At 73.4% G+C, this 19,590-nt stretch carries 18 protein-coding genes; 5 read left to right on the plus strand and 13 right to left on the minus strand.

The features are described 5' to 3' along the window. From AB0J66_RS36040 to AB0J66_RS36055, 4 genes are read right to left on the minus strand one after another with little or no spacing between them, the layout of a single operon-like run. Window positions 1-783 carry a hypothetical protein gene (locus tag AB0J66_RS36040; protein WP_364670674.1) on the minus strand — a complete coding sequence of 261 codons (783 nt, stop codon included), beginning with the start codon at window positions 781-783 and terminating at the stop codon, window positions 1-3. Continuing rightward, entirely contained in the window at window positions 780-1,643 is an 864-nt protein-coding gene (locus tag AB0J66_RS36045) for a hypothetical protein (RefSeq protein ID WP_364670677.1), read from the minus strand. Before AB0J66_RS36045 ends, AB0J66_RS36040 begins: the two co-directional genes overlap by 4 nt. Beyond that, the gene (locus AB0J66_RS36050; protein ID WP_364670680.1) at window positions 1,640-2,152 is read right to left on the minus strand and encodes a hypothetical protein; all 513 of its coding nucleotides are present in this window, start codon (window positions 2,150-2,152) and stop codon (window positions 1,640-1,642) included. Before AB0J66_RS36050 ends, AB0J66_RS36045 begins: the two co-directional genes overlap by 4 nt. A 20-nt stretch (window positions 2,153-2,172) precedes the next feature. Continuing rightward, on the minus strand, window positions 2,173-4,473 hold the full coding sequence (locus AB0J66_RS36055) for an EAL domain-containing protein (protein WP_364670683.1): 2,301 nt from the start codon (window positions 4,471-4,473) through the stop codon (window positions 2,173-2,175). A 55-nt stretch (window positions 4,474-4,528) separates the two neighbouring features. On the opposite strand from AB0J66_RS36055, the gene AB0J66_RS36060 reads away from it, so the two are divergent. Next, on the plus strand, window positions 4,529-4,906 hold the full coding sequence (locus AB0J66_RS36060; RefSeq protein WP_364670685.1) for an Hpt domain-containing protein: 378 nt from the start codon (window positions 4,529-4,531) through the stop codon (window positions 4,904-4,906). On the opposite strand, the gene AB0J66_RS36065 is transcribed toward AB0J66_RS36060, so the two are convergent. The 4 genes from AB0J66_RS36065 to AB0J66_RS36080 form a co-directional block, all read right to left on the minus strand. Further along, a complete protein-coding gene (locus AB0J66_RS36065) occupies window positions 4,903-6,102 on the minus strand; it encodes a response regulator (RefSeq protein ID WP_364670688.1) in 1,200 nt (399 codons plus the stop codon). The genes AB0J66_RS36060 and AB0J66_RS36065 overlap by 4 nt on opposite strands. Before the next feature lie 68 nt (window positions 6,103-6,170). Next, a complete protein-coding gene (locus AB0J66_RS36070) occupies window positions 6,171-7,766 on the minus strand; it encodes an ATP-binding protein (RefSeq protein ID WP_364670691.1) in 1,596 nt (531 codons plus the stop codon). After that, on the minus strand, window positions 7,767-8,189 hold the full coding sequence (locus AB0J66_RS36075) for a response regulator (RefSeq protein WP_364670694.1): 423 nt from the start codon (window positions 8,187-8,189) through the stop codon (window positions 7,767-7,769). 26 nt (window positions 8,190-8,215) lie between these two features. Continuing rightward, window positions 8,216-9,025 carry an SAM-dependent methyltransferase gene (locus AB0J66_RS36080; RefSeq protein ID WP_364670697.1) on the minus strand — a complete coding sequence of 270 codons (810 nt, stop codon included), beginning with the start codon at window positions 9,023-9,025 and terminating at the stop codon, window positions 8,216-8,218. Window positions 9,026-9,091: 66 nt separating this feature from the next. Between AB0J66_RS36080 and AB0J66_RS36085 the strand changes: the two genes are divergently transcribed. After that, window positions 9,092-11,023, plus strand: a complete 1,932-nt coding sequence (locus AB0J66_RS36085; RefSeq protein WP_364670700.1) for a PAS domain S-box protein — start codon at window positions 9,092-9,094, stop codon at window positions 11,021-11,023. A 4-nt stretch (window positions 11,024-11,027) separates the two neighbouring features. On the opposite strand, the gene AB0J66_RS36090 is transcribed toward AB0J66_RS36085, so the two are convergent. Both AB0J66_RS36090 and AB0J66_RS36095 read right to left on the minus strand, forming a co-directional pair. Continuing rightward, window positions 11,028-12,920 (minus strand): hypothetical protein, encoded by a 1,893-nt coding sequence (locus tag AB0J66_RS36090; protein WP_364670703.1) that lies wholly within the window; start codon window positions 12,918-12,920, stop codon window positions 11,028-11,030. A gap of 122 nt (window positions 12,921-13,042) precedes the next feature. Beyond that, window positions 13,043-13,849 carry a hypothetical protein gene (locus AB0J66_RS36095; RefSeq protein ID WP_364670706.1) on the minus strand — a complete coding sequence of 269 codons (807 nt, stop codon included), beginning with the start codon at window positions 13,847-13,849 and terminating at the stop codon, window positions 13,043-13,045. A gap of 177 nt (window positions 13,850-14,026) precedes the next feature. On the opposite strand from AB0J66_RS36095, the gene AB0J66_RS36100 reads away from it, so the two are divergent. Further along, on the plus strand, window positions 14,027-15,526 hold the full coding sequence (locus tag AB0J66_RS36100; RefSeq protein ID WP_364670709.1) for a SpoIIE family protein phosphatase: 1,500 nt from the start codon (window positions 14,027-14,029) through the stop codon (window positions 15,524-15,526). On the opposite strand, the gene AB0J66_RS36105 is transcribed toward AB0J66_RS36100, so the two are convergent. Next, window positions 15,513-15,911 (minus strand): ATP-binding protein, encoded by a 399-nt coding sequence (locus AB0J66_RS36105; protein ID WP_364670712.1) that lies wholly within the window; start codon window positions 15,909-15,911, stop codon window positions 15,513-15,515. The genes AB0J66_RS36100 and AB0J66_RS36105 overlap by 14 nt on opposite strands. Beyond that, window positions 15,908-16,255 (minus strand): anti-sigma factor antagonist, encoded by a 348-nt coding sequence (locus AB0J66_RS36110; RefSeq protein ID WP_364670715.1) that lies wholly within the window; start codon window positions 16,253-16,255, stop codon window positions 15,908-15,910. The genes AB0J66_RS36105 and AB0J66_RS36110 overlap by 4 nt, the downstream gene beginning before the upstream one ends. 135 nt (window positions 16,256-16,390) lie before the next feature. Here AB0J66_RS36110 and AB0J66_RS36115 point away from each other — a divergent pair, with 135 nt between their 5' ends. After that, window positions 16,391-17,089, plus strand: coding sequence for a laminin G domain-containing protein (locus tag AB0J66_RS36115; RefSeq protein WP_364670718.1), 699 nt, complete (start codon window positions 16,391-16,393; stop codon window positions 17,087-17,089). 41 nt (window positions 17,090-17,130) lie between these two features. After that, complete coding sequence (locus tag AB0J66_RS36120; RefSeq protein ID WP_364670721.1) at window positions 17,131-18,687, plus strand: protein kinase; 1,557 nt, start codon at window positions 17,131-17,133, stop codon at window positions 18,685-18,687. 108 nt (window positions 18,688-18,795) lie between these two features. On the opposite strand, the gene AB0J66_RS36125 is transcribed toward AB0J66_RS36120, so the two are convergent. Further along, entirely contained in the window at window positions 18,796-19,515 is a 720-nt protein-coding gene (locus AB0J66_RS36125) for a TetR/AcrR family transcriptional regulator C-terminal domain-containing protein (RefSeq protein ID WP_364670724.1), read from the minus strand. Window positions 19,516-19,590 lie beyond the last annotated feature (75 nt).

Below are 19,590 nucleotides of genomic sequence, written 5' to 3' on the forward strand. Positions count from 1 at the left end.
TCAGGAAGTGATCAGGCGGGCGGCCAGGGCGACCGACGTGAGGTCGCCCTGGCGCAGCTTCGCCGCCGCGTCGTGCTCGCCCAGGTTCTCGAGGCGATGCGCCGACGAATCGACCAGCTGCTCGTCGCCGCCGAGCAGCCGGCGGGCGATCCGCGCCTGGGCCGGGCTCAGGTCCGCGTACGCGCACTGGTCCAGGGCGGTGATCGTCTCGGCGTCCAGGGTGCCGGCGACGGCCCGTTCCGTGACCACCCTGAGCAGCCAGGTCGGCCACCAGCCGTACTTGCCGACGGCCCGGCCCGAGCGCACGGCCATCTCCGGCCGCTGACCGGCCCGCAGCAGCCGCAGGGCCAGCGCCGAGTCGAACTGCTCGAGCCGCATGGCGCTCAGGAACGCCTTCATCAGCGGCTGGGTGCCGACCACCGGCTCGATCTCCGCCGCCGCCTCGGCGAACCGGCCCTGAAGGGCATGGACCAGGGCGTACGCCTCGGTCGTGCCGGCCTCGCCGGTGGAGCGCTCGTTGAGTCGCTCGACCGTGGCCACCAGCCGCTCGGTGGCCTTGGTGGCCCGCTCGGCAAGCTCCTCGCTGCCGGGCTTGTTGAGGCTGCGCACCACGACCTCGGCCGCGATCTCGGCTTCACGCCGCAGCAGCGGCGAGGCGATCTTCGGCGTGATCACGTCGGAGATCCCCTCGGCCGCGGTCGCGGCGTCGAACAGCTCGGAAACCTCCTGGAACTGCCCCCACCAGGTGGCTGGGTGGGCCGCGGTCACTATCCCCGTGCTCACGATCGTCCCTCCGTGTAAACCGCCGGATTCAGCATCCCGGCCTTGACCAATGTGCGGCTCAGCGGCCGGGTCAGCTCGGCCAGGCGTACGCACGCGTCGGTCCCGATCGCGTCGTACGCCGGCTCGGCCAGCCGGTCGGTGGTCGCCTCGACCTCGGCCCGCAGTGCACGGCCCGCCTCGGTCAGTTCGTCAGACCTTTCGTCCAGCAGGCCCCGCGTCCTTAAGGTCTCGACGGCCCCGGCCCAGTGATCCCGGCCCCACCCGCGGCTGACGCGCAGGAAACGCTCGTCCATCTCGCCCGAGGCGACGTGCAGCACGAGCGCTTCGAGGCCGCTGATGCCGGCGGTCAGCAGGGCCGCCACGTGGCCGTCGCCGCGGAACTCGCGCAGCAGCATCTGGGCGTGCCAGAGCACGAGATGCGGCTCGTCCGGCCACGGCAGCGCGAGGTGGGCCGCGAACAGCGGGCGGCCCTGCGGCCAGGCGGCCGCCGCTTCAGCGGCCCGCCGGGCCAGCGCCGCCGCCTCGGCCACCTCGGGCGAGGCCAGGGTCTCGGCGCCCAGCCCTCGGGTCAGCGCGGCGTCGGCCGCGGCCAGCCGGGCCGCCACCATCGCGGCCGGCGTGGCCCTCTCCCAGACCGCCGGCAGCGCCCGCGCGATGAGGTCGGGGTTGAAGTTGTAGAACGTGGCGGCGACGACGCCGGGGCCGGTCGGGCCGAAGACGGCGCCGCGGGAGGCGAAGTAGCCCTCGGACGGGCCGGCGCCGAGCGCGGCGTACCGCTCGGGCGCCTCCGGGACGAAGTAGATCATGGCGTGGACCGGCTCGGTGACGCGCCAGGCCCGCCGCTGCGGCGACTCGGTCATTGCTGAGGCCCTTCCGTCAGGGGGAGTTCGGCCGCCTCCGCGAGGACCGGAGCCGAGGAGTGCTTCGGCGGGGGCAGCTCCGAGACCGTATGCCAGACACCGGATTTTCGGGCGGCGGGCCGGGTCACCATGTGCACCGGCAGCGGCGGCGGGGTGAACGGCCCCGCGCCCCAGCGGACCCAGATCGCCACCCGCCCGGCCGCCGCCTCGGCCAGCAGCTTGTCCACCGTGCGGGGCCGGTCGAGCCGGTCGACCTCGATCGCGATCGGGGCCGCGCCGGGCCGGGCGCAGGCCACGTCGAGCACCGAGTTCCCCTTGAGCGGGGGCGGCAACGGGAAGACGCTCGGCGCCCGCCGGTAGACCCGCCAGCCGGACGAGGCGCCCCAGTCGGCGATCGTCTCGATGATCCGGGCCGTCGCCTGGTCGTTGCTCAGCTCGGCGAAGCGCAGCTCGCCCAGCGCCGTCGCCAGGGATCGGGCCGTCCGGGTGCCGTCGTCCGCGGTGTCCATCGCCGTACACTAAGCCCCCCTCACGCCGCCACGGCCAGCTGGACCCGGCCGGCCAGCACCCGCGTCATCTCGTCGGCCGGCATCGGCCGCGCCAGGTGATATCCCTGCCCGAGCGTGTAACCGAGCCGCCGCAGCCGGTCGGCCTGCTCCTGGTTCTCGATGCCCTCGGCCACCGTGTCCAGGCCGAGCGCGCCGGCCAGCTGGATGACCGCGCGGGCCACCGCCTGCCGGGCCTCGGCCGCGGGTGTGCCCGGCTCGTCGAGCTCGATGCCGTCCACGAAGGACTTGTCGAGCTTGATGATCGAGGCCGGGAACGAGCGCAGCAGGCTCAGCGACGACTCGCCGGTGCCGAAGTCGTCCAGGGCCAGCCGTACGCCCCGGGCGTCCAGCTCGTGCAGGGTGCGCGAGACCTGGGGCCCGCGCAGCACGGCCGACTCGGTCAGCTCCAGCACGAGCCGCTCGGCCGGCAGGCCGCTCTCGGCCAGCGCAGCGAACACCTCGGCCACGAAGTCCGGGTCGTGCAGCTGCCGCACGGAGACGTTGGGGGCGATCTTCTGCATGCAGTCCGGGCCGAACTCGGCCAGCCACTCGGCGGCCTGCCGGCAGGCCTCGCGCAGCACGAAGCGCCCGAGCGGCACGATGAGGCCGGTGCCCTCGGCGGCCGGGATGAACTCCCCCGGCGCCACCAGGCCCCGTGTCGGGTGCTCCCAGCGGACCAGTGGCTCGACGCCGACGATCCGGCCCGTGGCCAGCTCGACCACCGGCTGGTAGTGGACGCGGAACTCGCCGGCGTCGAGGGCCCGGCGCAGCTCGCCGCCGATCTGGGCGTGGGCCAGCACCGGCTGCTCCATGCCGTCGTGGTAGCGGACCCAGTTGGCCTTGCCGCGCTGCTTGGCCGCGTACATGGCGACGTCGGCCTGCCGCAGCAGCCGGTCGAGGCCCTCGCCGGCGCGGGCGGTGGCGATGCCGATGCTGGCGTGCACCAGCAGGCGGTGCTCGCTCATCGGCTTGGCGAACTCGTCGAGCACCCGCCGGGCCACCGCCTCGCCGTCGGCGCCGGGGCACAGCAGCACGGCGAACTCGTCGCCGGCGAGCCGGACCGGCAGGCCGTCGGGGCCGACCCCGGAGCTGAGCGCGCCGGCCACGGCGATCAGGAGCTGGTCGCCCACGTCGTGGCCGAGCGAGTCGTTGACCGTCTTGAAATCGTCCAGGTCGACCAGCAGGACAGTGGTGTCGCCGCGGTCCAGGGCCTCGGCGACCCGGGTCCGGAACAGGCCCCGGTTGCCGAGCCCGGTCAGCCCGTCGTGGGTGACCTGGTGGCGCAGGCGGTCCTCGGAGGCGCGCTGGGCCCGCAGCAGGCGGCCGTTCTCGCGCAGGGCCATCATCTGGCGCACCGCGACCAGGCCGGTCAGCAGCACGGTGGCGATCACGACGACGAAGTCGGTCCAGGCCAGGCCGTGCCGCAGCACGGACAGCAGGGAGACGTCGACGGCGGCCAGGGCGATGTACGGCAGCCAGGTGCCGGTGCGCCGGGCCGGCCCGCCGGTGGCGATCGCCTGCCGGTACGCCCCGACGGCGACGAAGAGGTAGGTGACCGGCATGACGACGGACTGGGCGAGCAGGGTGCTCTCGTTCTCGTTGCGCACCGACAGCAGCGCCACCCCGACCCCGGTCAGGGCGGTGGCGGCGATCAGCCGGATGGCCGAGCGGTCGACCGGGCCGCGCTCGATGTACGAGACCTTGGTGATGCCGCCCAGGCCGAGCAGGAAGGACAGGCCGATCAGCACGCACGACTGGGCGCTCCAGCCGGTGTGGGCGGTGATCATCGGGGCCAGGCCGAAGGTCCAGAGCAGCGTGCCCACCCCGGCGAAGGCGATCGTGCGGTCGAGCAGCTGCCGGCGGCGGGCGCCGGTGTTGCCCAGCGGCACCCGCATCACGCCCCACATCGCGACGAGCATGCCGATGGCGGCCAGGGCGGCGGCGGGCAGCGGGATGTCGGGCAGCTCGGGTGAGGTACGGAAGGCGACCACGGCCAGGGCCAGGTAGCCGACGCTGAGCGTGCCCATCCCGATGAGGATGTGGCGCCAGAAGCGGCGGGCCACCGGGTCGAGCCGCTCGCTCCGCAGCAGGGCGAGGATGGCCGCGACCCCGGCGACGCCGCCGGCGGGCATGAAGAGGTACGCCACGGCGTCCGGCCCGGGCCGGGTCAGGTACCAGAGGACTCCGAGCACGGTGACGACGACGGCCGCGACGATGTAGCGGATCGGCGTACGCGAGTCGGTGGCCACCCCGGATGAATCGGCGGCACGAACCGCAACCATAGGACTTTTCACGACCGGGCACCTCCCCCCGCCTTCAGCAAGCAGGATTGAACTCATGGAACGGAGCCGGGAGGACGAGGTCCGGGACCGGATGCGGGACATCGCCGGCGGCGATCCCGGCCCGCCGGAGCGAGCGCTGATGAGCCGGCTCATCCGCTCGTTCCTGGCCAAGACGCCGGGCGCGGTGGATCGGCTCGGTGAGCTGCTGCGCGGCGGCGAGGTCTCGGAGCTGCGCGACCACGCGCACACGATGAAGGGCTCGGCCGCCAACATCGGCGCCGGCACCCTGGCCGGGATCCTGGCCGAGGTCGAGGGCTCGGCCCGGGAGGGCTATGTGCCCGACCCGGACGTGACGCTCGGCCGCGTCGCCGCCGAGCAGGCCCTCGCCTTCGAGGTGCTGGAGCGGTACGCGGCCGAGCTCGACAACGCTTAGCCGGCCACCTGGAGCGGGGCTCGCGGCTCGGGCTCGGGCAGCAGCATGTCCGCGTCGAAGCGGCGGCCGCCCGGGATGGCCAGCACCGGCTCGACGATCTCGATCATGCGGGCGTAGTTGGTGAGCCGGTCCAGCAGCAGGTCGGTGACGATCATGCCGCGGCCGATCAGCACGAGTCCGTTGACGGCGACGATGTCCTCGGCCACCCGCATGTTGACCTCGAGGTCGACCACGCGCAGGCCGCGGACCTTCTCCGCGACGAACTCGACGCCCTTCTTCTTGCGCAGCGCCGAGAGGACGCTCATCGCGCTGTCCTCGCGGCACTCGAGCACGGCGATGGCGCTGTCCACCTCGAGACCGCGGCTCTCCAGCGTCTCGTAGTCGATGGCGGTCCGCAGAACCGCGACCGCGGCCTCGACCAGCGGGCTCGGGTTGGCCGGCGGCTTCTTGCTCAGGCCGAGGACGATCTCGATGACGTCCTCGAGCATCGGGATGTTCTTGAGCAGCTGGACGGCGACCTCGGGCATGTGGTCGACCATGGCCTGCTCGTCGGAGGTGCACGGCATGCCCTTGTCGAGCTTGGTCAGCACGCTGGGCGGCAGGGTGACCGCGCCCAGCTGGGACGCCATGGCCGCGACCTCGATCTCCCACAGCGCGTCGAGCTGCATCTCGTGGCAGAGCTCGCCCACGAGCGTGCGGATGCGCCCGGCCCGGGCGAACGCGAGCGGGCTGGCCAGCTCGAGACATCCGAACAGGGCCTGGATGCTGGTCTTGAGGGTCTGGTCGAGCAGCTGGCGGTCGGCGGTGGACCGGCCGTGGAGCTCGACCGCCGCCCGTACGGTGGAGCGCAGCTCGTCGGTCTGGACCGGCTTGGCCAGGTAGCGGTAGACGCCGCCGCTGTTGATGGCGGCGATGGCCGAGTTCAGGTCGCTCTGCGCGGTGTGCAGCACCCGGGTCGTGTCGGGGTATTCGAGCTGGATGCGGCGCAGCAGCTCGACGCCGTCCATCTCCGGCATGCGCAGGTCGCTGATGACCGCGGCCACCGGGCCGTTCTCGGCCAGCAGCCGCAGCGCCTCGGCGCCGCTCTCGGCGACCAGGACCTGGTGGTCGCGCCGCAGCTGCAGCGCGAGCGTCTCGAGGATGGTGGACTCGTCGTCCACGAGCAGCACGGTCGGGCGTGCCAGCGTGTCAGTCATTGTGTCCATCCCCCGCGAAGCAGTGTCGTCCCTGATACCGCCACTATCGGCAGCCCGCGGACCGGTGTTTAGGGTCTATGCGTAGGCAGTCGGACACGCACCGTAGTTCCGTGGGGAAGGTGGGCACTGAGGCGGATGGTGCCACCGTGCAAGGTGACGATCGCCCGGGCCAGGCTCAGCCCCAGCCCTTTGCCCTTGATGCCCTGATGGCGCACGTTGCTGGCGCGGTAGAAGCGGTCGAACACCCGCTCCCGCTCCTCGGCCGGGGTGCCGATGCCGTGGTCGGTGACGGTCAGCTCGACCTGGGCGCCGCGCTCGTGCAGCCCCACGTGCACGTCGCCGCCGCGCGGGCTGTAGTTGACCGCGTTGGCCAGCAGGTCGTCGACCACCTGGCGGAGCCGCTCGCCGTCGGCGTGCAGCGGCAACGGCGCGACGCGGTCGGCCTCGATCCGTACCCCGTTCGCGGTCGCGGCCGGCTGGGCGGCGGCGATCGCGGCGGCCACGACCGCGGCCAGGTCGACCGGTCCGGGCTTGAGCGTGAGGTGCCCGGAGTCGAGCCCGGCCAGGTCGAGCAGGGTGTCGACGACGCCGTGGAGGGCCGTGGCGTTGCGTTGCACCGTCTCCACCATGGCCCGGCTCTCCTCGTCGAGGCCGGCCTGAACCTCGCCCAGCATCGAGGCGCTGGCCACGATCGAGGTCAGCGGCGTGCGCATCTCGTGGCTGACCAGCGCGATGAAGTCGTCCTTGGCCCGGGTGAGCTGACTGGCCAGCGCCTCGGCCCGGCGCAGCGCCATGTGCACGCCGATCTGGGCGGCCACTCCGTCCAGCAGCACGGCGAGCAGGTCCTCGTGCGGCTCGGGGGCGCCGGCGTAACAGGTGAGCACGCCGAGCACGGTCGGCCCGTCGCGCACCGGCACGGCCAGCACCGACCGGATGCCGTGCCGCAGGCAGGCCGCGGCCCGGGACCGGTCGAGCGAGCTGCGCAGGTTCACGGTGTGGGCGATGTCGGGCACCCAGAGCGGCTTGCCGGTGACCGACACCCGGCCGGTGATGCCCTCACCCCTGATCGGGGCGAAGCCGAGCACGGCCTCGAGTCCGCTGCCGGGCGCGCACCACCGGCCACCTGCGGTCAGCTCGCCTGAATCCTCGTCGGCCAGCCACAGCTCGGCGGCGGGCCAGCCGAGCGTCTCGCCCAGGGCGGCCAGCACGCCCGGGGCCGCCTCGACGACCGACCCGGCCGACTGCAGGGCCTGTTCAACCGCGCGGTGGCAGGACCGGAACCGTTCGGCCCGGCGGAGCCCGGTGACCTCGCGGGCGATCGCCACCGCGCCCAGGCGCTCGTCGCCGCCGGAGATGGGCCGGGCCGTGACGGCCACGATCCGTTCCCGACGGCCGGGCACGCGCACCACCATGTCGGCGTCGACCACCTCGCCCCGGACCGCGCGCTGCACGGGCGCCTCGGCCCAGGTGATCGGGGTGCCGTCGGCGTCGAAGAGCACACCGTCGACGCGGGCCGGGTAGTCGCGCAGCGCGGTTTCCTCGGACAGGCTCATCAGCTCGCGGACCGGCCGGTTGACCAGGACGACCTCGCCGTCGGCGGCACAGGCGATGACGCCGACGGTCAAGCTCTCCAGCAGGGCGTCGAGAAAGGCGTCGCGGTCCACCTAGGCCGTGACCGGCCACCAGGCGGGACAGCTGGCGTCGGCGCCTTGATGGCGGTGCGGGCCGAGTTCGGCCAGGTCGCCGATCACCTCGCGCAGCTTGTCGTTGGGGCAGGGCTTGAGCAGGACCGCGCAGACGCCGGCGTCGATCGGGGCGTTGTCACCGGGGTGCAGGTGACCGCTGAGCATGACGATGGGGGTGTCGCGCAGATCGGGGTGCTCGCGGATCGCCTGGGTCAGCTCGATGCCGTCCATCCGGGGCATGCCGAGATCGGTCAGCACGATGTCGGGCCGCTCGATCACCGCCATCTCCAGGGCGCGCGCTCCGTCGGGGGCGTGGCGCACGGTGTGCCCGGCCCGGGTGAGCAGCCTGGTCAGGATCAGGGCGATGTCCTCGTCGTCCTCGGCGATAAGCACTCTTGCCATCCTTCAAGCATGCGGCAATAAGTCCCTCATGTACCGATTTTGCGGCACATCCCGACGATGAAAGCCCGCTGAGCGACCTCGTCCAGGCCTTCGTCGCCCATCCAGTCGCCGACCGTGGTCACGCCGGGCTCCAGCAGTGGCCAGTCACCGAAGAAGCCGCGCACGTCCTCCTGGTCGCGCATGACCATGGGGGCCGTGGTGTTGTTGTAGATCCGGCGGACCCGCTCGACACGCTCCGAGGCGCCCTTGCGGCTGCCGTGGGTCAGCGCCAGCATGCTGCCGGGCGCGAGGGCCTCGCGGTAGCGGTCGAGGGCCCGGCCCAGGCGCTCGGTGTCCGGGATGAAGTGGGCCACCGCCACCAGCAGCAGGCAGACCGGGCGGTCGAAGTCGATCAGGTCGCGGACCACCGGCGCGCCGAGCACCGAGCCGGCGTCGGTCAGATCGGCCAGCACCATCCCGGCGTACGGGTCGTCGCCGGTCACGCAGCAACCGTGCAGAAAGGCCGAGGCGTCGACGTCGACGCCGACCACCCGCGCCCCCGGGTCGAGCTCACGGACCACCTCGCGCCCGTCGCCGGCCGACGGGATGCCACAGCCGAGATCGAGGAACTGGCCGATGCCGGCCCGGTCGGCGCGGGTGATCGCCCGGCGCAGGAACAGCCGGTTGAGCCGGACGATCGCCGGCAGCTCGGGCATCGCGGTCAGCGCGGCCGCCGCGGCCTCCCGGTCGGCCGCGAAGTTGTGCTGGCCACCGAGGAAGTAGTTGTACATGCGGGACACGGCCGGCCGCTGCATGTCGACCTCCGGCACGAGCTGGGCCTCGGCCTCACCGATCATGATGCGAGCCTAGGTGCGGATCGTTAACGTAGACGTCATATGGGCGGATCGCGTGGTAATTCCGGGTTGTCCGAGGCGGCGGGCCTGTCGCGGGCCATCGTCGCCTCGGCCCATGACGCGATCTACACGGTCGGCCGCGACTTCACCGTCCTCTCCTGGAACCCGGCGGCCGAGGCCCTGCTGGGCTACACCCCCGAGCAGATCATCGGGCGCAGCCTCGACATCCTGGTCGCCCCCGACCGCCGGGCCGACCAGCGGGAGATGTTCAGCCTCCTGGGGGCCGGCGCCCGCCTGGAGCGGCTCCGGACCCGCCGGCGGCACCGGGACGGGCGCTGGATCCCGGTCACCCTCTCCATGTCGCCGCTCACCGACGGCGGCGAGTTCGCCGGCTTCACGGTCATGGCCCGGGCCACCAGCGCCCGAGAGCGGGTCGAGGCCGGCCTGCAGGCGCTACTGGAGGCCGCGCCGGACGCGTTCGTGGGCGTCGACGACGACGGCCGCATCACGCTCGCCAACACCCAGGCCGAGCTGTTGTTCGGGCTGACCCGCAACGGGCTGATCGGCCGCCCGGTGGACAAGCTGCTCTCGCCCACCCTGCCCGACGACCCGATGCCGCCGCAGGACGCCGAGGAGTCACCGGCCGAGCTCCTCGCACCCGTCGCGCCGCCCACCCCGACCCTCGCCCACCGCATCGACGGCAGCACCGTGCCGGTCGAGGTGTCGATGAGCGCGCTCCCGACCGAGCAGGGCCGGGTCCGCTGCGCGGTGATCCGCGACATCACCGACCGGATCCGCACCGACGAGCGCTTCCGGCAGTTGCAGGCCGAGGCCGAGCGGGCCCGGGTGGACGCCCAGCTGCAGCGCACCCAGCGCCTGGAAGGCCTGGGCCAGCTGGCCGGCGGGGTGGCCCACGACTTCAACAACCTCATCGCAGTGATCGCCAACTACGCCACCTTCATCGCCGAGGCGGCCGCCGACGCCGGGCTCGACGAGATCGCCGGGGACGCGGCCCAGATCAGCAAGGCCGCCCAGCGCGGGGCCGAACTGACCCATCAGCTGCTCGCCTTCGCCCGCCGCGAGGTCCTCCGGCCGCGGCCGCTCAACCTCAACGACGTGGTCACCGACATCGAGCAGATGCTGCGGCGCTCGATCGGCGAGCACATCACCCTGTCCGTACGGCTGGCGGCCGACCTCCCGGCGGTCACCGCCGACCCCGGCCAGCTCGACCAGGTGCTGGTGAACCTGGCCGTCAACGCCCGCGACGCGATGCCCCGCGGCGGCGAGCTGACCCTCGAGACCGAGCCGCTCGACGTCGACACCGATTACGCCGCGGGCCGGCCGCACCTGCGCCCCGGCCGCTACGTCCGGCTGCGGGTCAGCGACACCGGCACCGGCATGCCGCCCGAGGTGATCGAGCGGGCGTTCGAGCCGTTCTACACCACCAAACCGGCCGGCAAGGGCACCGGCCTCGGCCTGGCCACCGTCTACGGCATCATCACGGCGGCCGGCGGCGACCTCAACGTCTACTCCGAGCCCGGCATGGGCACGACCTTCACCATCCTGCTGCCGTCCACCGACGCCGCCCCGGCCGAGCCCGAGCCCGAGGCCGAGACCCCGGCCGACGACTACCGCCGGGGCACGATCCTGGCCGTCGAGGACGAGCCCGCACTGCGCGACGTCCTGCGCCGCATCCTGACCCGGGCCGGCCATGACGTGCTGATCGCCCCCGACGGCCCGGCCGCGCTGGAGATGGCGGCCGCCCACGAGGGCGAGATCGACGTGCTGCTGACCGACGTCGTGATGCCCCACATGCTCGGCAAGGACCTGGCCGAACGCTTCACCGCGACCCACCCCGGCACCGCCGTGCTGTTCATGTCCGGCTACGCCCGCCCGGTCCTGGCCTCCCAGGGCACCCTCGACCCCGACGTCACCCTGGTCGAGAAGCCCTTCAGCAAGAACCAGCTCCTGACCGCCATCCAGCAGTCGCTCGAGCGCTGAGCGCTCAGTTCTGGCGGTTCTCGGCGGCGGTGGCGAAGTCGTCGAGCATGCGGGCCAGGCCGCTGACCGACTGCTCGGGCAGGACCTTGGTGACGGCCCGGTGGAACTCCTGGTCACCGAGGGCGGCGCGCAGGCGGGCCAGGTCGGCCACCTCGACGCGGGCGTCGGGCAGGCCGAGGGCGATCTCGATGGCCAGGGCCTGGCAGTGCAGGGCGACGGCCTCGCTGAGCCGGCCCGACAGGGTGCAGAGCAGGGCCAGACGATGCTGGCCGGTGGCCAGGCCGGGCCGGTTGCCGGTCTCCGCGTCGATCAGCAGGGCCTGGCGCAGGCGGCGCTCGGCGGTCGCGCGGTCGGCCCGGTCCTCGGCCAGGCGGCTCAGCTTGTGACAGATGGTGGCCTGCTGGGAACGGTCGCCGACCGTCTCGGCCACGGTCAGGGCACGGGTCAGCAGCCGCTCGGCCTCGGCCGTCTCGCCGCGCCGGTGGGCCAGCAGACCCAGGTAGTGCAGCAGGCTCGCCGCGTCCCGGGTGCCCGGCTCGACCCAGCCGAGAGTCTCCTCGCACACCGACCGGGCCCAGTCCCAGGCCGACCACATGTCGAGGCGCTCACGCACCAGGAAGCTGAGCCGGATCGCCTCGTCCACCCGGCCGGCGCGGTACAGGTGCTCCCGGGCCTCGATGAGATCGTCCAGGTCGGCCACCGGGTCGCTGTCGCGCGGGCGTACGCGGTGACGGTAGTAATCGGCGGCGTGCCCGTGGGCCACGGCCGTGTCGTCCGGGTAGAGCCGGGCGACCGACGCCGCCGTCCACGGATGCACGGTGTGCCGGACGCCCTCCTCGTCGACCACAGCGCGGACCAGCCCGAGAGCGGTGAGCAGGTCGAGACCGTCCAGGCCGTCGGCCGTGCCCGGCCCCGAGCCCGGCCGGACCAGGGCCGGCTCGTCGGCCGGCCGCCGGTGGACGGCGGCCCCGACGAGCAGCCGCCGGCAGTCGTCGTCGAGCAACCCGAGCAGGTCGCCCAGCACGGCGTCGTTGACCGTGCTGGCGATCGCCTCGGCCAGCGCCCGGCCCGCCCGCCGCTCGTCCTCGCGGGGCGACTGCAGGCCGGCCGCCCAGCGGGCCGGATCGGGCACGCCCCGAGCGGCCAGCAGCGCCTCCAGGCGAGCGGCCACGGCGGCGAACCCGGCCGGGCTGTGCCGCAGCAGCGCGTCCAGATGTTCCAGGGTGCGCGGGTGGCCGCCGGTGCCGGCCCAGGCCCGGCGCTGCTCGTCCGCGGTGAGCGCGGACAGCGCGGGCCGCCGGGAGGCCAGCACCCGGGCCTCGGCCTCGGTGAGCGGGCCGAGGTGATGCTCGGTCAGCCGCTGGTGCAGGTGGCCGGGCAGGGTGAACGGACGGCGGCTGGTGATCAGCAGGCGGTGCGGGCCGGGCTCGCGGATCCAGCGGGCCAGGAAGGCGGCCAGGCCGGGGTCGGCCGGCGCGGCCCGGGCGTCGGTGGCGAAATCCTGCACGACCAGGGTGACGGGCCGGTCGCCGAGCACGGCGAAGGCGGTGGCGAGCCGGTCCCGCCACAGCTCCTCGGGGGTACGCAGGTAGGCCGCGAGACGGCGGCGCCGGTCGCCGGACGCGGCGCCGGGCCGTGACGTCTCGCCCGCCAGGAGGCGGCCGAACGTGTCGAGGATCTGCTCGCCGGTGTCGGTGCCGCTGACCTGGACGACCAGACTCGCCTCGCCGGGCGGGTCAGCGGCCCCCAGGCGCCGCACCAGCTCGCCGGCGAGGGTGCGCTTGCCGATGCCACCCAGGCCGTGCACCACCACCCCGGCGCGGTCGAGGTCGCGCAGGGCCTCCAGCAGGGTTCGCAGGTCGTCGTCGCGGCCGACGAACCCCCGAGGCTCGTCCATATCGGCCACCGTAACGCCGTGGAGCGGCGCGGGCCCGCCCCGGGCCTACAAAACGGGCGCGGTCCACTTCGTACCACCGGTCAGCCGGCGGGCCGGGCGACCGCGCCCACCACCGCCGGATCTCAGCGCTCGGCGGCCGCCTCGTCCTGCTCGTCGGCCTGGTCCTCCTCGCTGTGGCGCTGGGCCGGGACGGCCTCCTCGGGGGCGCCGTGGCGGGGGCCGCTCTCGGCCGCCGGGGCCTCCGGCAGGTCGCCGGTGACCTGGGGCTGGTCGACCCAGAGGGCGCGCAGCTGGGCCTGCATGAAGGTGGTCAGGCGGGAGCGGTACTCCCGGTCGAACGACTCCAGGGCCTCGATCTGCTGCTGCAGGGCCTCGCGCTTGCTGCCGAGGCTGCCCACGACGTCGTCGTAGCGCTGGCGGGCCTGCTGGTTGAGGTGGTCGGCCTGGGACTGGGCATCCTGCGCGACCGACTCCGACTGGGCCCGGGCGTCGTTGAGGATCTTCTCGGCGTTGCGCCGGGCCTCCTCGGTGCGGGCGTGCGAGTCGCGGGCGATCTGCTCGGCCGCGGCCCGGGCGTCGGAGAGGATCTTCTCGGCCTCGCGGCGCACGTTGTGGGCGTGCACCTGGGCGTCGCGGGCGATCTGCTCGGCGGCCGCCAGCGCGTCCGTACGGATCTTGTCGGCCTGGTGGTGGGCCCGGGCCACGTGCTCCTCGGCGGTCCGCTGGGCCAGCGTCAGGACCTGCAGGGCCTGGTTCGGGTGCTGACCGGGCTGACCGGGCTGACCCGGCTGGGCCGGGCCGGACTGTGCCTGCGCGCCCTGGGCGGCGGCCGCCTGCTGAGCCTGCTGCGTCGGGGCGACGAGCGCGTGCTCCGAGGTCTGGCTGTCCGTTGACGTCCCGTTGAGCAGCACTTTGACACGATCCTTCATAGGGTTGTTGGACAAGGCGAAGACCTCCGAACCTGCGAGTTGCGGGGCGGACCACTCGCTCGGCGCTGGCGTGATCCGCGGGATGCTACCAAGCTGAGCTGGCACTTAGCGAGGTCTTGTCACCCCCGGATGTCCCGGGCGCACCGTGGGTGCGATGCCGGCCATTACGCTGTGCGCATGTCGGGCGGCGAGGTCGCACACGTCGTACAGGAGATGTTGTCCGTCATTCCGGCGGGCTGCTCCTGGTTGCTGCCCGTCCTCGGGGACGACGGCACGGTCCGTGACTTCCGCGTCGGCGCCACCAGCGGGCGGGGCCAGGACATCTACCGCCGCGGCACGAGCCGGGTCGACCGTCTGCTCAGCGAGCTCTATCCGAGCATCATCGGCGGCGAGCTCTGGCGGATCTACCTCGACGTGCTGCGCACCGGTGAGCCCGGCCGGCTCGACGAGTTCCGCTACGAGGAGAAGAAGGCCGGCGTCGTCGCCCACTCGCTGTTCGACGTGACCGTGCACCCCGCGCTCGGCGGCCTGCTGGTCTGGTGGCAGCGCCTGGACGAGGACCGCCGCCGGATGGCCAACACCGAGCTGCTGGGCAGCCTCGGCTGGACCGAATTCGACCTGGTCACCGGGGTCAGCGACTGGTCACCGGGGATGTACCGGATCTTCGGGCGCGACCCGGCCCGCGGGCCGATGACGCGGGCCGAGCAGGCGGCCGCGATGCTGCCCGAGGACCGTGGCATCGCCGAGACGGCCTGGCAGACCATGGACAGCGGCAGCCCGGCCGACGTCACCGTCCGCTTCGCCCTCGACAGCGGCGAGGTGAAGCACCTGCGGATCCTGTCCGACGTGGCCACCGACGCGAACGGCCGGCCCCTGAAGATCAATGCGGTGGTGCAGGACGTGACGGGCCGAGAGAGCTCGCGTACGGCCATCGACCGGCTCCGCGACGAGCTGCGCACCCGCGAGATGACCGCGATCGCCGAGCACCGGCTGGCCGGCCAGCTCCAGCACATGATCCAGCCGGTGCCGCGGGAGCCGTTCCCCCTGCCCGGGCTGCGGGCGCTGGTCACCTACGTGCCGGCCGAGAACACGGTGCGGGTCGGCGGCGACTGGTACCACGCGCAGCGGCTCGCCGACGGGCGGGTGCTGCTGGCGGTGGGCGACGTGGCCGGGCACGGGCTGGCCGCGGCGAACGGGATGGCGCACCTGCGGTTCGCGCTGATCGCGTGGCTCTCGATCGGGCTGTCCGAGCCGGAGATCCTGCTGGGCCACCTCAACCGGCTGTGCGGGCAGTTGCGGCTGACCGGGACGGCGGTGCTCGGCGTCTTCGACCCTGCGACCCGCGAGCTGTGCTGGGCCCGGGCCGGTCATCCGGCGCCGGTGCTGGCCCGGGCCGGGGCCGCGCGGCCGCTCGAGCTGCCCGTCGGCATGCTGCTCGGCGCCCACGACCGAGCCCCGTACGAGACCTCGGCCCTGACCCTGACCACGGGTGACCTGGTGCTGCTCTACACCGACGGCCTGATCGAGCGGCGCAGCGGGCCACCCCTGCTCCCGGTGGTGCTCGACGGTCTCGCCGCGGCGTCGGTGGCGCCCGGGGAGCCGCTGCCCGCGGTGACCGCGCTGCTGCGGCCCAGCCCCGACGACGACACCTGCACGGTGCTGGTCAGGGTCCTTTGAGGTCCAGGGCCAGCCGTACGCGCGTGGCCGCGCCGTCCGTCTCGACGTCCACCTCGTCGCAGATCCGCTCGACGATGGCCAGGCCCCGTCCCCGAGGGGCGTCGGCGGCCGGCATGGAACGGCCGAGCGCCCGGAGCGGGCCACCGTCGATCACGTCGCAGTAGACGCGCCCGTCGGCGCCCCACAGGCGCACCCGCCCGCCGCCCGCGGTGTGCTGCAGGGTGTTGGTGGCGAGCTCGCTGACGGCCAGGGTGAGCAGGTCGGCCCGGTCGCCGGGGAGCCCGAGCGCGGTCGCGTGGAGCCGGATGAAGTCACGCAGCGGCGCGAGGTCGCCGGGCTCGGCGTAGGAGGTCTCGTACGGCGTGGTGGCGGCTCCGGCGCTCATCCGCCCGGCCCGCGCTCTACCTCGACGGCGGACGGCTCGTCGTCCCCCAGCAGGCCGCCGACTCCGGTGATCTCCAGGACGGTGGCGACCGAGCCGGCCGCGTTGACCACGACGAGGCGGCCACCGCGGGCCCGGGCGGCGTGATGGGCGGCGATCAGGCTGTGCACGCCGCTGGAGTCGAGGAAGCCGACCCCGGACAGGTCGACCACGACGCGGGGACGCACGGCGACCGCGGCTTCGAGAACGGCGAACATCTCGTCGCGGACGGAAAGGTCGCAGTCGCCGGAGAGGGCCACCCGGGCCTCGCCGGCTTCCTCGGAGGTAATCGCCTCGAAGCGCGCCATCGCCGACATCATGTCATCCGGTCGCATTCTTCCCGCTTCGCCCTACGCGGAGGAGTGAGGCATGCGTACACTCACTTCGTCAAAACGGAAAAAGCGCGCCAACGGGGATTAACCATGAAGAAGCGGCGTTTTTGGATGATCTCCGTGGTTGCCTCCCTGGCCACCGCGTCCGTCGCGGCGCCGGCCTCGGCCTCCGCCGACCACGAGATCGCCTTCTGGGGCATGAACGAACGGCCCGGCTCGTCGACGATGCGCGACGGCAGCGGCTACGGGTTCCACGGCCGGATCGGCCGCGACGTCGGCGTCGGGCTGCCCACCGACGGCGGGTACGGGTACCGCTTCGACCGGCTCGACCCGGACACCCCGCCCACCCACCCCGGCCACCTGGCCATCGTGCCCGACGACAGCGAACTCGACCCGGGCACCCGCGACTACGCGATCACGCTGCGGCTGCGCACCCGGGAGCACTTCGGCAACATCATCCAGAAGGGCCAGGCCACCGTGGCCGGCGGCAGCTACAAGATCCAGATCCCGAACGGCAAGGTCCAGTGCTGGTTCCGCGGCTCCTCGACGGCGCTGCTGGTGACCGCGCCGCGGGCGATCAACGACGGGCGCTGGCACACGGTGCGCTGCGAGCGCACCGACGACGGCGTCTTCCTCGCCATCGACGGGCGCACGGTGGCCGGCCGCTACGGGTGGACCGGCGCCATCGCCAACTCGTGGCCCATCGCCATCGGCGGCAAGACCGACTGCGACCAGATCGACGTCGGCTGCGACTACTTCGCCGGCGACCTCGACTACATCGCGCTGGAAGTGGACGAGCACGCCTGGTAACCGCAGTTGACACTCGTCGCGATAGGGGCGAATGTTCCTTCGTGAGCGAAGACTGGCCGATTGCGGGAACCCTGCTCGCCTCGCGGTACAGGCTGGCCGAGCTCCTCGAGATCGGCGGCATGTCGCAGATCTGGCGGGCCGACGACGAGCTGCTGGCCCGCCCCGTGGCGGTCAAACTGCCGCTGGGCGCACAAGTGGTGTGGCGCGAGGCCCGCATGGCGGCCAAGCTGCAGCACCCGAACATCGCGGCCGTGCACGACTATCGCGAGGCGGTCCGGCCGGACGGCTCGGTCACGCCCTTCGTGGTGATGGAGCTCCTCGCCGGCGAGTCGGTGGCGGCCCGGCTCGAACGCGAGCCGATCGGGCTGGCCGAGGCGGCCCGCATCGGGGCGGCGGTGGCCGACGCGCTGGCCGCCGCGCACGCGTCGGGCGTGGTCCACCGCGACATCAAGCCGGGCAACGTGATGCTCACCCCGACCGGCGTCAAGATCCTCGATTTCGGGATCAGCGCGACCGCGGGCGAGCCGGACGACGACGAGTCCGGCTCGACCTTCGGCACGCCGGCCTACGTGGCGCCGGAGCGGCTGGACGGCATGCCGTCGGAGCCGGCGACCGACGTGTACGGGCTCGGGGTGCTGCTGTTCGAGATGGTCACCGGCGACCCGCCCTACCCCGTGGACACCTGGGAGGAGCTGGCCGAGGCGCGCGCCAACGGTGGGCCGAGGCAGCTTCCGGCCGATCTCCCGCCGGCGTTCCGCGAGCTGGTGGGCCGCTGCCTGGACGAGTCCCCGGCCGAGCGGCCGGCGGCGGACGAGGTCCGCTTCGACCTGACCGCCCTGTGGCTCAAGCCGGCGCCGGCCTTCTTCGGCCCCGCCCCGGCTTCAGCACCTTTGGCCGCATTGTCGCCGGATCCTTCGCCCGCGCGCGCGACCACGGCGTCCTCCGCTTCCTCCTCGCGCGCCGGGGCTTCCTCCTCGCGCGCTGGGGCCTCATCTCCGCGCGCCGGGGCCTCATCTCCGCGCGCCGGGGCTTCGGATTACACGCCCGGGCGGGCGGTGCCGGCCTCCGGGCGGGCGCCGGCCACGACGCTCGCGCTGACCAAGCCGCCGGCCCGCCGCCTGGCGCTGGCCCTCGGCGTCACCGCGCTCGTGGTGGCCCTGGGCGGGCTCTTCGCCATCGTCAACTGGCCGTCGTCCGAACCGGCCATCGACGCCAACCCCGAACTCCCGGCGCCCCCGGTCGTCACCTCGACCCTGGCCTCGCCGCTCGCCACCATCGAGCCCACGACGCCGCCGCCGACCTCGTCCTCCCCCACGCCCAAGCCCTCCCCCACGATCAGCTTCGACGACGCGGTGAGCCGCTTCCGCAGCGCGGTCGAGCGCGGCGCGGCCGGCGGCGACATCCGTTCCGACGTGGCCACCGACCTGCTCAACCTGCTCCAGCCGCTGACCCGCTCCGGCGGAGACACCGGCAACCAGGTCGACCAGCTCCGCCGCAAGATCAACGACCGCGCGGGCGAGGGCAGCGTCTCCTCGGCCCAGGCCGCCGTCCTCCGGTCGCGCCTGGCCGACCTCGACAAGGCCGCCCGCACGATGTGACCACGGCCGGCCCGCCCCCAGCGCTCAGGACGCCGAGTGTGACCACGGCCGGGCCGCACCCGGCGCTCAGGACGCCGAGTGTGACCACGGCCGGGCCGCACCCGGCGCTCAGGAGGCCGAGCCGGCGCCGGCTTGCAGGCGCAATCCGGCCAGGAGCAGGTCGAGTCCGGAGCGGAAGACGTCGACGTCGTCGTGCGTGGCTATCTCCCCGGCGACCTGGTGGGCGAAGGGGTACTCGTCCGGGTCCAGGGCCCGCCAGCGGTCGGCGTACATGGCCAGGAACTCCGACGGGGCCATCCCGCTCTCCAGGAACTCCCGCGGCGGCGGTTGCGCGAGATCGACAGCGACCCCGACGACGTAGCTGATGATCGACGACACCGCGTGGAAGCGTTGCCGTGGTGTCAGGTCGAGTTCCATGAGCTGCCGGCCGACCCGCTCGAACATCGCCATCGAGTTGGCCTGCATTCCCCGGTTGCGGAGCATGAACTGGCCGAACCACGGCCGGCGGACGGCTTCGTCGAACAGCGCGAGGGCGAGCGCGCGCACGTTGGCCAGCGGGTCGGGCCCGTGGGTGAGCGGCTCACTGTCGGCCAGGACCCGGCCCATCACCTCCTCGGTCGCCAGCTCGATCAGCTCGTCGCGGCTCTTCACGTACCAGTAGATGCTGGCCACGCCGCCGCCGAGTCGCGTCGCCAGGGCCCGGAAGGTCAGGGCCGGCTCTCCCCCCTCGTCGAGGATCGCGATGGCCTCGCCCAGCACCGTGTCGAGCGAATGGGAAGCCCGCTGCCGGCCCCGGGGGCGGGCCGTCGGAGCAGATCGTTCTGACATGGCTTGCATGCTATCGAACCCTGTTCTATCGTCTTGAACGTCGTTCGATACTCGGACGACGTTCGATAATCGTAC

Source organism: Actinoplanes sp. NPDC049598 (assembly GCF_040675435.1).
In the GTDB taxonomy this organism is placed as follows: domain Bacteria; phylum Actinomycetota; class Actinomycetes; order Mycobacteriales; family Micromonosporaceae; genus Actinoplanes.

What these genes read in the sequence shown, in the direction of transcription:
- AB0J66_RS36055 (WP_364670683.1), bottom strand. Translation starts at nt 4,473, where the DNA reads ATGGTTGCGGTTCGTGCCGCCGATTCATCCGGGGTGGCCACCGACTCG.
- AB0J66_RS36095 (WP_364670706.1), bottom strand. Translation starts at nt 13,849, where the DNA reads ATGAAGGATCGTGTCAAAGTGCTGCTCAACGGGACGTCAACGGACAGC.
- AB0J66_RS36125 (WP_364670724.1), bottom strand. Translation starts at nt 19,515, where the DNA reads ATGTCAGAACGATCTGCTCCGACGGCCCGCCCCCGGGGCCGGCAGCGG.
- AB0J66_RS36045 (WP_364670677.1), bottom strand. Translation starts at nt 1,643, where the DNA reads ATGACCGAGTCGCCGCAGCGGCGGGCCTGGCGCGTCACCGAGCCGGTC.
- AB0J66_RS36060 (WP_364670685.1), top strand. Translation starts at nt 4,529, where the DNA reads ATGGAACGGAGCCGGGAGGACGAGGTCCGGGACCGGATGCGGGACATC.
- AB0J66_RS36115 (WP_364670718.1), top strand. Translation starts at nt 16,391, where the DNA reads ATGATCTCCGTGGTTGCCTCCCTGGCCACCGCGTCCGTCGCGGCGCCG.
- AB0J66_RS36105 (WP_364670712.1), bottom strand. Translation starts at nt 15,911, where the DNA reads ATGAGCGCCGGAGCCGCCACCACGCCGTACGAGACCTCCTACGCCGAG.
- AB0J66_RS36080 (WP_364670697.1), bottom strand. Translation starts at nt 9,025, where the DNA reads ATGATCGGTGAGGCCGAGGCCCAGCTCGTGCCGGAGGTCGACATGCAG.
- AB0J66_RS36090 (WP_364670703.1), bottom strand. Translation starts at nt 12,920, where the DNA reads ATGGACGAGCCTCGGGGGTTCGTCGGCCGCGACGACGACCTGCGAACC.
- AB0J66_RS36100 (WP_364670709.1), top strand. Translation starts at nt 14,027, where the DNA reads ATGTCGGGCGGCGAGGTCGCACACGTCGTACAGGAGATGTTGTCCGTC.
- AB0J66_RS36065 (WP_364670688.1), bottom strand. Translation starts at nt 6,102, where the DNA reads ATGACTGACACGCTGGCACGCCCGACCGTGCTGCTCGTGGACGACGAG.
- AB0J66_RS36050 (WP_364670680.1), bottom strand. Translation starts at nt 2,152, where the DNA reads ATGGACACCGCGGACGACGGCACCCGGACGGCCCGATCCCTGGCGACG.
- AB0J66_RS36110 (WP_364670715.1), bottom strand. Translation starts at nt 16,255, where the DNA reads ATGGCGCGCTTCGAGGCGATTACCTCCGAGGAAGCCGGCGAGGCCCGG.
- AB0J66_RS36075 (WP_364670694.1), bottom strand. Translation starts at nt 8,189, where the DNA reads ATGGCAAGAGTGCTTATCGCCGAGGACGACGAGGACATCGCCCTGATC.